The sequence below is a fragment of the Oleidesulfovibrio sp. genome (genome assembly GCF_047973035.1).
In the GTDB taxonomy this organism is placed as follows: Bacteria; Desulfobacterota; Desulfovibrionia; order Desulfovibrionales; family Desulfovibrionaceae; genus Oleidesulfovibrio.
In genome coordinates this window covers 16675-30507 of record NZ_JBKEBF010000017.1, presented here as the reverse complement: position 1 = coordinate 30507, position 13833 = coordinate 16675, and the positions used below count along the sequence as shown (strand labels likewise).

Annotated in this window: 10 protein-coding genes; all 10 read right to left on the bottom strand. The window is 52.4% G+C overall.

The genetic code is table 11. The features are described from left to right. Nucleotides 1–47 precede the first annotated feature (47 nt). The gene (locus ACK5LI_RS04930; protein WP_416946813.1) at nucleotides 48–1130 is read right to left on the bottom strand and encodes a hypothetical protein; all 1083 of its coding nucleotides are present in this window, start codon (nucleotides 1128–1130) and stop codon (nucleotides 48–50) included. 208 nt (nucleotides 1131–1338) lie between these two features. Next, on the bottom strand, nucleotides 1339–1533 hold the full coding sequence (locus ACK5LI_RS04925) for a hypothetical protein (protein ID WP_416946811.1): 195 nt from the start codon (nucleotides 1531–1533) through the stop codon (nucleotides 1339–1341). A 321-nt stretch (nucleotides 1534–1854) separates the two neighbouring features. Further along, nucleotides 1855–5772 (bottom strand): DUF748 domain-containing protein, encoded by a 3918-nt coding sequence (locus ACK5LI_RS04920; protein ID WP_416946809.1) that lies wholly within the window; start codon nucleotides 5770–5772, stop codon nucleotides 1855–1857. Between the two features lie 155 nt (nucleotides 5773–5927). Then, nucleotides 5928–7397, bottom strand: coding sequence for a carbon starvation protein A (locus ACK5LI_RS04915; protein WP_416946807.1), 1470 nt, complete (start codon nucleotides 7395–7397; stop codon nucleotides 5928–5930). Nucleotides 7398–7676: 279 nt separating this feature from the next. Beyond that, nucleotides 7677–8870: a tyrosine--tRNA ligase gene (gene tyrS / locus ACK5LI_RS04910; RefSeq protein ID WP_416946805.1), complete on the bottom strand. Its 1194-nt coding sequence runs from the start codon at nucleotides 8868–8870 to the stop codon at nucleotides 7677–7679. 102 nt (nucleotides 8871–8972) lie between these two features. Beyond that, the gene (locus ACK5LI_RS04905) at nucleotides 8973–9752 is read right to left on the bottom strand and encodes a TIGR00282 family metallophosphoesterase (RefSeq protein ID WP_416946803.1); all 780 of its coding nucleotides are present in this window, start codon (nucleotides 9750–9752) and stop codon (nucleotides 8973–8975) included. Further along, on the bottom strand, nucleotides 9752–11017 hold the full coding sequence (gene glp, locus ACK5LI_RS04900; RefSeq protein ID WP_416946839.1) for a gephyrin-like molybdotransferase Glp: 1266 nt from the start codon (nucleotides 11015–11017) through the stop codon (nucleotides 9752–9754). Before glp ends, ACK5LI_RS04905 begins: the two co-directional genes overlap by 1 nt. Before the next feature lie 299 nt (nucleotides 11018–11316). Beyond that, complete coding sequence (locus ACK5LI_RS04895; RefSeq protein WP_416946801.1) at nucleotides 11317–11982, bottom strand: ABC transporter ATP-binding protein; 666 nt, start codon at nucleotides 11980–11982, stop codon at nucleotides 11317–11319. A gap of 14 nt (nucleotides 11983–11996) precedes the next feature. Further along, entirely contained in the window at nucleotides 11997–12695 is a 699-nt protein-coding gene (locus ACK5LI_RS04890) for an ABC transporter permease (RefSeq protein WP_416946799.1), read from the bottom strand. Between the two features lie 142 nt (nucleotides 12696–12837). Further along, nucleotides 12838–13650, bottom strand: a complete 813-nt coding sequence (locus tag ACK5LI_RS04885; protein ID WP_416946797.1) for a substrate-binding domain-containing protein — start codon at nucleotides 13648–13650, stop codon at nucleotides 12838–12840. Nucleotides 13651–13833: the final 183 nt, after the last annotated feature.

The window sequence follows — 13833 nt, the reverse complement described above, 5'->3', positions numbered from 1 at the left end:
CGAAAGAAACAAGCTGCCATCACTCAGCAATGATGGCAGCTTTTCAATTAGAGAACTGAAATTCTGTATGCAGGCCAGAACCGGAATTCAACCCTGCCGATCAGGCTGTATTTACCCCGTAAGTACTCTAACGAATGGCCGTTTATATATTTCGGAACTCGCGCCATAACGGCAGAATGTCCGGAATCCTGCCTGCGGGTGCAATTGCATTGCCCTGCTTCTGGCAATGTCTTGCTGGAGGCAGGAAAAATTCCGTCTGGCGCATTACGCAGCACGTCCTCTCTATCAGCATCTTCCTGACAACGATATTCATGCCGAACATCTTTCTGCTGCATCAACACAGCAGGATCGTTCGAATTTGTGGCTGCTGTACGCTGCACCTTTTCTGCCGAGTTCAAAACATACATTCCTGCTGTCTGCCGACCTGCATTCCCTGTAACTTCTGCTACAGAATCACCTGCGGATATTGCTTCTTTGCTTTTTGCGGCCTCTATATCTGAAAATTCAGCCGCGTTGGCAGTACCGGCAGCTAATGGCACACCAACATCCTGAGTATCATCAGCGTCGTTTTGCTCAATCAAAGACAGAGCATCGTCAGGAACACTGAACGGTTCATCTACTTCAAGTATCATCATTCCCTTCTCGGGGGAGGTTACGGCAATATAGTCACCTTTTGTATACACTTGAGCTGACGTATTGATAAAAATGTGGTCTCCTGCATGCACTCCTTCTACAAAAGAAGAGTCATCTTTAATTTTAACAAGGTACAGCCTGTCAACAAGATGCTCGCCGAGCAGAGGCTCATAAGGAACAAAAATATAATAAAAGACATAACAAATTGCTAACAAAGAGCCTTTTTTCAAATTTTGCTTTTTTACAGCTCCTTTCTCAGCGAATGAGACGGCATCAACAACAAGAAAAACTAACAGAGAGCCAACCGATAACATCCACAGAAAAAGAGTCCGGGTAAGATTGAATGCTATGTAATAGCCTAACGCCTGATCCAGTACGGTAAACAATACGCAGCTTATCACAGCCCACATCAGCCCACGCGCAACTTTACCAACAAGAATGTGCCCTACTCCGGGGAAACCTAAAGATACCCCGCCTATAAAAAGCTTAGCCCACATCTGATACCTACCTCTTGTTTAACTTGTCCGCCATTTGTCTGAAATGCACAGCATACTTCCGATGCCGTGCGCACTGCACAAAATGATATTGAATTTAATTTTCAATACGACAGAACAAATATCAAACTTCAAGTCAATAAAAAAAAAGCCCGCCTGAATACTCAGGCGGGCATAGCGGGCACTAACCCATGGCCGGCAAAGCTGAAAACTAGAAATTTGTCTGAGGAGACTGCAAAGCAGACATGGCAGCTACAGGCATACCGTGAACCAGCTTGCTATTATTGGAACGGGAAGAGAAACATCCGGCAGCAAGTGCCAAAATAAGACATCCCATTACAGCGCGGGTTACCCAACGATAGATCTGCTGACGATCTTCTTTGTTCATTCTTCTTCTGGTACGCATGAGATTTCCTCACTTTGATTCTGCGAAAGTTTGACTGAACACTTCACTCAAACTGAGCGCTCAATCACGTTGAGGAACATATACATCCCAAGGCTCAACCCGTCAAGCCGAATGTGAAAAAAATAACTTACTCCCATATCAACCTGATTTTACAGCCTATTAGTACATAACTAACTACTCACACAGAGTAAGCACTAACATCTTTTCTTGTTTAAAATTGATTCATCACTCAATTTTACACCATTTGTGTTGATTTTTATTCAAACGTAAAAAGGCAGCCCGAAGGCTGCCTTTTATGAGTTACGAAGATGAATATACAGCTTACCGCAGGGTCAAGGAGACCCCTGTCGCGGAAGCGGCTTTTCCGCCCTGCTGACCTGTAATCACAGGTTGAACAAGGAACAGCCTGTCTGCCACAGAAGGTTGCAACGCAAGAATGGCCTGCTGCACAACCTTCGAGCGTTCCAGAGCAAATGCCCGAAGGTCATCATCGCTGACAGCAGTCTGTCTGCGCAAAAATGCCTCCATAAACTCCACAGCCTGCTCTTTGACAATGCCAAAGAGTGCTGTGGGCTTTGCTTCCGGATCATCAGACGGTTCTTCTTTATAGGCCTCCCAAAGATACTGTTCGTATTCTTCCGGTGCCACTGTTACACTTTCCGGCGAAAGTTCCGCCCGTTCTTTGCGAGGCAGGTCCAGATACTTCTGCGTTTTTATCCGCAGATCAAAAGCAGCCTTTTCCAAGGCCTGCCTGTCACGCACCGCATCAGCCTGCCCCTGCATTTCAAGCTCCAGTCCCGGACGTTCCACAAGCGCTTTAGAAATCGACTTAATTTCTTCAAGTGCAACGTCATCCAGACGGGCAATGCCCGGCTGCATAGCCACAAAGTCAAGATTTTCACCGCCGCCAAATAAACCGCCAAGCAGGGCGAAAGGCGAAGTAAGCGCCTTCATCATTATGTTGACCACGGCCTGAAGTACAATGCCGCCAACACGGAAGTTCGGATCATCTAACCGGCCGCGCACGGGCAGCGAAATATCAATATCGCCGCTTGGTCCGCGAAGCAGAGCAATACCCAGTTCCACAGGATAGCTGGGTGCTCCCGGCCGTTTGTCTTTTTCACCCAGTGCAAGACGTTCGATGTGCAGTTTTGTATCAGAAGTAAGCAGCCAGTTTTCAGTCTTGAACTTAGAAGAAACATCCAACCTTCCCCGCTTTACGGGATAGGCGATCCCCTGCAGCGAATATGGCGTAAACGCTACCAGATCAAGATTTGCCACCCTCAGGTCAAGGTCGGAATATGGAGGAGCCACAAGCGGGTTCAGTGCACCGTTCAGCGACAGCGGCGCACCATTCAGCCTGCCGCGAAGGCCAAGGTCAGGCCGTGAAGCTTCGGTTAACGACACTGCGGAAAGAGTCGCATTGACTCCGCTTAACTGCAGCTCAAACGGAGGCGTTACAGAAACATCCTTAAAGTTGACGGCACCGTCAGTAAGACCGAAACCGCCTAGCCGCACATCGGTGAAGAGCTTCTCAAGCCCTGCCGGTTCACCTGCTTCATCACCGCCTTTCGGAGCTCCAGGAATGGTGGCGTTAACAGAGACGCTCATGTCCACACGCCCTTCCTGTGACTGCTTTGGCTCAACAGTTGCTACGGTTTCCCCTTCACCGGACTGAACACTCTGTTCTGCGCCGCCAGCTGATGCGGCAACGTCCGACATTACGTAACTGCTGATATCTTCAGGTACGCCTGATAACGCAATACTGGCGTCGGCGCTGGCCGTTGCATTGGCTGCGGGGCCGGCAGGTTGTTGCCTGAGCGCCCGCTGTACGTTAAGCACGCCGTCTTTATTGCGCAAAACGTCCAGTCGGGGTTCCTGCACTGTCACCGATTCTGCCTGCAAGGTCTTTGCGGCGCCATCAAAAGCCACACCGTTGATACGCAGTGCACCAAGGGATGCAAGACCGTCTTTATGAATCGCATCGCGCACCAGAACATCACGCACGGCAACACTGCCGCTGGCACGAATCCCTTCCGGCTGTGTTCCACGCATGGAAAGGGTCAGATCACTGTCCACACCGCCCTTTGCCAATACAAGGTCTGAAAAAACAGCAAGGTAGGGATCAAATGCGGGAAGCCCGAGCCTGCGGGTAGAAGTTTTTACATCCACCTGCAACGGATCAAGCACCACACTACCGGATGCAGCCACGGTACCGTACGGCAGCCAGCTTCCTTTTACATCAAAAGCAACAGGCTTATCTAAAGCGCTGCTCACATTCGTTACAGAAGCAGTAAGTTTGGTCAGTCCAAGGCGTCCTGTTCTGGGTAGCGTTTCGTCCAGAATAATGACTTCACTGTTATTAAGCGAGGCGCGTTCCAGCAAAAATTGCCATGGCGCTGACTGCTCATTACCGGCTGCGGATTCTTCTTTGTCCTGTTCTTCGCTACCATTACCAGCTGCCGATGCAGATTCTGCAAACAAACGTTGCAGGTCAATGCTGCCGTTTTTCTCTCGCACCAGACGCACGAAACCGTCATTCAAGTCTACAGACTTTATTCCGGCATTACGACCAGCCAACGAGGCATACACTCCCTGAACCTTCAATTCAGGTACTCGAATGCTGGCGGTACGGTTCCCATCCTTACGTAATTCAAGATTGTTCAAGGTCAAAGCGGCATCTTTCAGCTCAACACCCAGTGTGTTCCGCATGCGGATGTCCACCGCCGCAGTAAGCCCCAGTACACCGCTGTCCAGCAGCAAGGGTTGCGCTTCGTGTATGTATGGAGCAAACAGCTTCAGGTCCGCACCGCTCAGTTTTGCCTTCAGTGCCGCTTCGGCCGGTTTCAAGCCGAAGGCTCCTTCCAGACTGAGCTCACCGACACTATGCATACTCACAGCCACAGTGCCGTTACCGCCACTGGTGTTCACATCGCGCACTCGGATATCCAACGGGCCGAATACGTGTGCAAACCCGCCTGCTACGGCATTGTCGCGCACGTCAATTTTTGCATCATCCACTACCGCTGCATCCACACGGATGATATACGGCAGGGCATCAAGCATACTTTCCGCAGGGTTATTACGCCCTTTTGCGGTATCAGCTTTAGAGGAGGCAACGGAAGCAACTGTAGCAACGGGGGCAGTGCTATTACTCTGTCCGACGACCGTCACTGCAGAAGGTTCCGGCTGCTTCCTGACGGATTGCGGGAAATACCGCTGCCAGTTGGTTACTCCGTCTTCACCGCGGGTGACAGCCACATACGGCTTTTGCAGCATTACTCTGCGCACGTAAATCAGCTGTTCAAGCAGCGACACCCGCCCGATATCATACGAAAATGACTCAAAGCCGAATACTTTCTTCTTACCGTCAGCCAAAGCCAAATTGGTAACTGTGCCGTTGCCGCTCACCCGAAGGGCAGCACCGGAGGCCTGCTCTTCAAATGACAGGTTCACGGCAGTGCTCAAGTTGCCGCTGCTGAGTGCCAGCGGAGTTTTTACAGGCAGATATTCCCAGTAATCCGCCAGCTTGATACCCGAAGCCTCAAAGACAAAATCGGTACGGAACTTATCGCCGAACGGAACAATGCGCCCCTTAAAGTTAAGCGGGTCTCCGTTCAGAGTTGCATTAAGGCGGGGTTCGACGGGATCATCCCTGTCGCTGGCAAGGCTGGAGGTAAAAGGAACCTGCAGATTAAGGTCGGTAATAGTATGCGTCTGCTTACGGGTAAGGTCGTTCAGAACAAGTGAGCTGTTTGTAAGCATAAAGTTACGCACGGCAAACGGGAAAATGGCATTACCGGCATCTGCCTTTTTAGACGAATCTTCGCCCGACTCCAGCAGATCTGAAAAGCTGTATCTGCCCTTGCCCAAAAAATCTGCGGATACGGCAAGGTCTTGTATAGAAATATACCGCACAACCGGAGCCATATAAAAAAGCGAGATAATATCAGGGGCGGCTTTGACACTGCTGAAGGCAATAAATTCGCCTTTGCCATCCTTGCGCTGCACTTTGGTGTCACGCATCTCTACAGAAAGCGTCAGCGGGTTGAAGGCCATTCCCCCCACTGTGCAGTTTCGTTGAAGAGCCATGCCTATCTGTTCTTCAACAATGCCGCGTGCGATGTACGGAACCAGCAGAAATCCGCCAAGTATCCATACGGCCAGCAAACCGCATATCCACATCGCTGCCAGCTTGGTCCTACGCGAAAGGGTGCTCCATTGCTCAACAAATTTCATCACAGCCTCCAAGTTTCAAGAGGGAGGATTATAACTTGAACATGATGATTCTGTCAGCACAACAAAGCATAAAAAATGAAAAGGCCCCCGCAAAGCGGAGGCCCGTCAGTTCATGGCACGGCAAAACAGCCGTTGCTGTTAACTGTTTATCTCAGTTAGCCGATCTCACCCGGACCGTCAGCCGCATCAGGTTCGACAGTTACAGTGCGGCTTTTCACGAGGAAGAGAACTGCCACAGCGGCAGCCACAGCGATACCGATAATCTGTGCAATTTCCATGGAAAGGCCGAAGCCGATCTTGGCGTAGGCAAGATACGTTGCACATACGGCCGTCATAAAGGTTGCCGGAATGGATGCCAACCAGTGAGCTTTGCCGTGACGGACAAGGTACATGGCAGAGGCCCACAGCACGATGGTGGCCATGGTCTGGTTGGAGAAACCGAAGTAACGCCAGATAACGGCAAATTCCGTCTTGGTGATGGCATAACCTACTACAAACAGAGGTACGGCGATAAGCAGACGCTTAACCGGAGCCTTCTGAGGCAGCTTGATGAAGTCTGCAATGATCAGACGGGCAGAACGAAATGCGGTATCACCGGAAGTGATAGGCAGTACGATAACACCGATAACGGCAAGGAATCCGCCGATGGGGCCCATCAGGGTCATGGAAACGGTATCTACAACCGCGGCAGGGCCGCCGTTGGCCAGTGCAGCCTGCAGTTCTGCAGGGGTGTGGAAGAAGCTCATACCAAGAGTTGCCCAGATAAGTGCGATAACGCCTTCACCGATCATGGCGCCGTAGAAGATAGGACGACCGCATCTTTCATCGGGAATGCAGCGGGCCATCAGAGGCGACTGGGTAGCATGGAAGCCTGAGATAGCACCACACGCGATGGTGATGAACATCAGAGGCCACATGGGTAACTCTTTTGGATGCAGGTTTTCCAGAGTAAGACCCTGCGGGTAGAAATCGTATCCCTTGACGATTAGCATGATGGTAAGGCCGAAAGCCATAACCAGAAGAACAACGGCAAACAGCGGATACAGACGGCCGATGATCTTATCTACAGGCAGAATAGTGGCAATGAAGTAGTAGCCGAAGATAATGGCAGTCCAGATCATGGTGGCGGTGGCTACAGCGCCTTCGCCGTCCAGACCGAAGTCAATTTTTACTGCCAGCAGCTTTGCAGGGCCGAGTACGAAAACAACGCCCACCAGCAGCAACAGAACCACCGCAAAAATGTTCATGAACTGCTTTGCAAATTTACCAAGGTTATACCCGACTGCATCAGGAATAGATTTACCCTGATAGCGGACAGACATCATCCCTGCAAAATAGTCATGCACCGCACCGGCAAAAATAGAACCGATAACAATCCAGACCAGTGCGGCCGGACCATACAGGGCACCCAGAATGGGGCCGAAGATAGGGCCGAGACCGGCAATATTGAGAAGCTGGATAAGATAGACTTTTTTGGGGTCCATCTTCACGTAGTCAACACCATCTTCCATGGTGCAGGCCGGGGTAGCCCGACAGTGGTCTGCGCCGAAAGCGCGTTCAACAACCTTACTGTAAACCGCGTACCCTATCAGCAGCGCGGCAACGGCAATAAAAAAGTAAAACATGACGCCACTCCTTTGATCATGACTCTGCAAGATACGCCGGGGCGTATCCCTCCTCTGCCAGAGAGCGGAAACACGCACAGACTGAGCACGTGACCACCTACCCTGAAGTATGATTGCACAAAGTTATACTCTCATTTGCAGCATGTGCAAACAGACAGCCGCGAATTGCACTTGTTCAGGATAAAATGCACGTCTGCATGAGTGAATTGCACTACAAACAAAAAAAGCACCCGTCTTGCGACGGGTGCTTTACACTTTCGGGGTGGCTGAGATGCCGTTCTAACGGACAGTCAGCTTAAGGAAGCGCTTTTTGCCAAGGCGTACAACGTACTCGCCTGCGGCAAGCGGCGTGTTAGGGTCGTCAACCTTTTCGCCATCAACGGAAAGGGCTCCCTGCTTGATAAGGCGCTTTGCTTCTCCGCGGGAACCGGCAAGGCCGGAGTCTGCCAGAAACGCGGGAGGAGTGCTGTCTTCACCATGTTCACACCCGTAAACAGGCATATCGTCAGGCACGCAGCCCTGAACGAAAACGGCATTGAAGCCTGCGCGGGCTTCTGCGGCCTTTTCTGCACCGTGGTACTGGGCAACAATATTTTCCGCCAGTTCTTCCTTGGCAGTCTTGGGATGCAGTTCGCCGGTTTCCACCTGTTTTTGCAGGTCGGCAATCTCATCCAGAGACTTGGTGGTGATAAGCTCGTAGTAGCGCCACATCAGCTCGTCGGAAATAGACATCAGCTTGCCGAACATGTCGGAAGGAGCTTCATCAATACCCACGTAGTTGCCAAGCGACTTGGACATTTTCTTCACACCGTCCAGTCCTTCCAGAATAGGCATGGTCAGCACGCACTGCGGCTCCTGCCCTTCCTGGCTTTGCAGATGACGGCCTACCAGCAGGTTGAACTTCTGGTCGGTACCGCCCAGCTCTACGTCGGATTCAAGCGCTACAGAGTCATAGCCCTGAACAAGAGGATACATGAATTCATGGATGGAAATGGTCATGTTGCTGCGATAACGCTTTTCGAAGTCGTCGCGCTCCAGCATACGTGCAACGGTATAACGCGAGGCAAGACGGATAAAATCAGCTGCGCCGAATTTGTCCATCCACTCGGAGTTGAACCGTACTTCAGTCTTTTCGGGATCCAGAATTTTAAAGACCTGCTGTTTATAGGTCTCGGCATTCTGCAGAACCTGTTCGCGGGTAAGGGGAGGACGGGTTTCCGAGCGGCCCGAAGGGTCGCCGATCATACCTGTAAAGTCACCGATGAGGAAAATGACCGTGTGGCCGAGTTCCTGAAAATGACGCAGCTTGTGGATAAGCACAGTGTGCCCAAGGTGCAGGTCGGGCGCAGTGGGGTCGAATCCGGCCTTCACGCGCAGCGGCTTGCCCTTTGCAAGCTTCTTTTTCAGCTCTTCTACATCGATGAATTCTGCACAGCCGCGCAGAATCGTCTGGAGTTGATGATCCATGTCCATTTTCGCACTTCCATGTAATTATATTTGATCGGGAGGATGTTGCAAAGAAAGTCCGGCATGTCAATGCCGCATAACGTTGCCCACCCCCGAATCAGCCTTGTATCAGGGCTCTATTCTGATAATTTCCACGTGTACTGCCTTTGCGGTGGCGTCATCCAGTTCCACCAGCAGGCCATTAATACCGCCGCGACCCTTGGCAGGCACAAAACGGCGCGGCAAGCGGGTTACCATCCGTTCCAGAATACAGTTATAGTCCATACCGAGCACCGAAGCCTCTACCCCGCACATGCCAAGATCAGTCAGGTAGGCAGTGCCTTGGGGCAAAATCTGCGCATCATTCGTCTGCACATGGGTATGCGTGCCCGCCATTACAGAAACACGTCCGTCCAGATACCAACCCATGGACTTTTTCTCGCTGGTAGTTTCTGCATGAAAATCCACCAGCCGCACTGTTGCATCCTGCGGCACAGAAGCAAGCAGCGTATCCACAGACTGAAACGGACAGTCTACCGGATCCATAAAGGTACGGCCCAGCAGGTTGATAACCGCAACTTTATGACCGGATGCGGTCTCCGCCACGGTCATACCTTTACCGGGGGCACCGGCGGGGTAGTTTGCGGGGCGCACCAGCCGGTCTTCACGGTTCAGCACATTGTAAATTTCTTTGTGTTTCCATATGTGGTTGCCGGATGTCACCACATCGGCCCCTGAGGCCCTTATCGCTGTAAAGCCTTCACCGGTCAGACCTATGCCGCCCGAAGCGTTTTCGCCGTTGGCCACCACAAAATCAATCCTGCGCTCTGCACGCAGGGCAGGCAGATGCTCACGCAGGGCTATCCGCCCCGGCTTGCCCACCACATCGCCCAACATCAGAATCCGCATCAGCAGCTGCCTCCGAACAATAAAACATCTACCGTAGCACCGCCATCCAGTCCTTCACTTGCGGCGGGAATGCGCACAACCCCCTGTGCAAGCAACATGGTACGCAGCAAGCCGGATTTTCCGGTCACGGGCACAGCTTCTGTTTCACCGCTTTCTGCATTCTGCAGACGAACCCGCACATAGTCTTCGCGGCCTTGTCTGGATGCGACATTACGCACAAGAACAGCCCGCCTGGAAGGCCAGCCCCGCTGGTCAAAAGGTTCGCGTTCGCCGGAAAGCCAGCGTAAAAAAGGCATTCCCAGCACAAACATGACCACCTGTGCGGAAGTAACCTGTCCGGGCAGCCCCCACACGGCGCACTGACCTTGAGCTTTTTTTGCAGATGCCAGAATAAGCGGCTTACCGGGGCTGATGGCGACACCATGATTGATAACCGTAGCGCCGTCCAAGGAGTCAAGAGCGGCCATGGTAAGATCACGCGTTCCTACGGAACTGCCACCCGAAAGCAGCACAACGTCATTTTCCGCCACAGCTTTTGCCAGCATCTTTTCCAGCGCACTCTGCACGTCCGGCACAATGCCGTAGCAGGTGGCAACACCGCCTGCGCGTTGTACAAGAGCAGTCAACGCGTACGAGTTCACGTCACGCACCTGCCCCACTCTGGGCGTCTCGCTGACAGGTATCACCTCATCGCCGGTGGAAAAAATTCCTACTCGCGGGCGTCGGTGCACAGAAACAGACTGAATGCCGAGTGCAGCCAGAAGACCGATTTCCTGCGGCCGCAAAACAGTTCCGGCTGTAAGCGCCACAGCTCCAGCCGCAGCATCTTCGCCGCGCAGCATGACATTCTCATGCGGGGCCAGCGACTTTCGCATCTCAACGGTTCCTGCGCCCATGTCCTGCGTATGTTCAACCATGATAACGGCATCCGCACCTTCCGGCAAAATGCCTCCGGTAACAATTGTGGCGCACTGCCCTGCTTCCACTACAAAGTCAGCAGGACGCTCAATATCCACCACACCGATATGTTCAAGGTATGCGGGGTTTCCTTCCGATGCGCCGAAAAGGTCTGCCGCGCGCACCGCGTATCCGTCCATGCAGGCTCTGTGGGCAAGAGGCAGGTCTTCTCCGGATAGTACGTCCTGCGCAAGAACGCGGCCATCGGCTTCTTCCAATGCAATGCCTTGCACTGGCATGGAGGCAAAGCCGCGTAGTTTTTCTATGAATGTCTGAACATCAAGAACATTAAAAAAGCCAGTTTTCATTCTACCTGCCTGTGTGGTGTCGAACATTCAGTCTTGCGGCATCTGCGCAATGTTTCTGTCTCACGTGCGACACTTTCGGGCATCAGCACATGAAAAATACGCATAACTTGCCGAATTTGCATACGACAAACCGGAGGACTATCCGGCGAACCGGCAGCATAGCCGCCAACAGCGTGATGCACAAGGAGCAAAGCTCATTGCGTATACACCGGTTCTGCAACGTGCCAGCGGCATACCTGTAAAAAAAGCTGCCCGCCGCGCAGCAGCGCAACGTTGCAGCCCTGCAGCAGACATTAAGCTTAAGGTTCTATTGTGCCTTTACGCAGACGTATTACTCTGTCGGTCACATTGTTCAACCACTGCTGATCGTGTGAAACAATCACCAGCGTTGTACCGCGGGTCTTGCGCTCATCCAGCACCGCCATTCGTACAGCCAGCGAACTGTCTTCATCCAGAGATGCCGTGGGCTCATCCAGCAACAACACACGGGGTTGCAGAGCAAGACGCGCAGCCAGAGCCACACGCTGTGCCTCCCCGCCGGAAAGCTGGTACCATTGACGATGCAAAAATTCAGCGGGGTCCAGCCGCACCCGTTCAAGCGCACTTGCAAGCTGCTGCTGCGTAGGCCGGATGCCACGCACCTTCAGGCCGAACCCGATGTTAGCAGCAACGCTGCGGTGCAAAAGATACGGCTCCTGTGTAAGCAAGGTCACCTGCCTGCGGACATCTGCCTGCTCGCCGTCTGCCCTGTTACCCCGAAAATATATATGTCCTTCTGCGGGGCTTTCCAGAAAAGCCAGAATGCGCATCAAAGTGGATTTGCCGCTGCCGTTGGAGCCTGCAAGCCCGACAATCTCACCCTGCCTGATTTCCAGCCGGTCGATGCTTAACGCAACGTAAGGTTTTCCATCCCGCCCTTCAAACCGCTGAACAACATTTTCCAGCCGATATACAGAAGTATTCATCTGCTCCACCGCACTCATCGGGTTGCCGTCCTGCGCTTAAGTCCGGCCAAGGCAAAATTCACTGCGAATGCGATGACCATCAACACCACTCCCAGCGCGATGCCCATGGCAAATTCCCCTTTGCCTGTTTCCAGCGCAATGGCTGTTGTTATGGTTCGCGTATGCCATTTTATATTGCCGCCCACCATCATCGAAATGCCCACTTCCGACACAATGCGGCCAAAAGCCGCCATTGCCGCAAGCAGCATATGATACCGGACCTCCCACAGCATGGCGCGCAGCACCTGCCCGTTTGAAGCGCCCAAAGTACGCAACGTGTCCCTGAGACCGCCGTCGGCATACTCAACGGCATTGGCGGTAAGGGCGATAATGATCGGCAGGCCCAGAAGCGTCATGCCGATAGCGACACCCGGCAGAGTAAAAAGCAGCCCCAGATCACCAAGCGGGCCTCTGTTTGACAACATGGCATAGACAATAAGCCCTATGACAACCGTGGGAAACGACAGCAGCGTATCTGCAATCATGCGTAAGGCACGTTTGCCGGGAAAAGAGTAATACCCCAACAGAAATCCCAACGGCGCCCCCATAAGAAAACTGGCGACAACCGACATGGCCGTTACAACCACCGTGGCATACACAGCCGACCATGTTTCCGGATTTCCGCTGAGCAGCAGGTCCGCAGCCTGCCCCATTCCATCCACAATAAAGCTCATGTCTGTTCCTGAGTGTGCTCTTAACAACCGTTACAGCCCGAATACGTAACGGATTAAAAATAACTTCTGCCAACCTGAAATGACAAGAGGGGCGACAAAGCGCCCCTCTAAGTATCAGTTTGTCTGGTGGAGCAAAAGCCCGTTACTGCGCGTTGGGAGTAAACAGGGGCTTGCCCAGCAGTTTGAAGTCGCCGATGGCTTTCTGCGCCTTTGCGCCGGCCATCCAGCTGACAAACTTGTCTGCAAGGTCTTTTTTCACATTCGGGCAATGTGCGGGATTCACAGGCATGGCGCTGTACTGGTTGAACAGAATTTTGTCGCCATCCACCAGAACCAACAGTTCAGGATTGCCGTTTTTGGATGCTTCGTACTTAATGTAGGTGCCGCGGTCGGTCATGGTGTAACCGTTCTTTTCTGCTGCGACAGCAATGGTCTGCAGCATGCCCTGACCGGTCTGTACGTACCATGCTTCTTTTTCAGGAGCAGAGCCCATGGTCTTCCACAAGGAAAGTTCTTTCTTGTGTGTACCGGAGTTGTCGCCACGGCTTACGAAAACAGCCTGCTGCTTTGCGATCTTGGCCAGTGCGTCCGCAACGTTCATACCCTTTACGCCTGCGGGGTCGCTGGCAGGGCCGATAATTACAAAGTCGTTGTACATCAACTCGGTACGGGCAGCACCGAAACCGGCATCAACAAATTTCTTTTCTGCGGCAGGAGCGTGTACCAGCAGTACGTCTACATCGCAGTTTTCACCCATTTTCAAGGCCTTGCCGGTGCCTACGGCAGTCCAGCGCAGCTCAATGCCGGTGTCTTTGGTAAATTCGGGGGCAAGCACGTCAAGCAGACCGGTGTTATCGGTACTGGTTGTGGTGGCCATCATCAAAACGGGCTTTTCGGCATACGCAACGCCGGTCAGGCACATTACCAGTGCCAGAACAAGAAGCAGCTTCCTCATCGCATCCTCCGTAATGGTTCTTCCTAGTCAATATTAGTCTTATTTAGGCTAATTTAAACACAACTTCGAAAGCGATACCCGAAGCGACACCTTTATGTCTACAAAAGAACTTCTTCCCCCTGCTCCGGCACTTGTATTTTAAGGAAAAAAAATTCCGCCAGCTTTGGCCCGAAAACATCATTC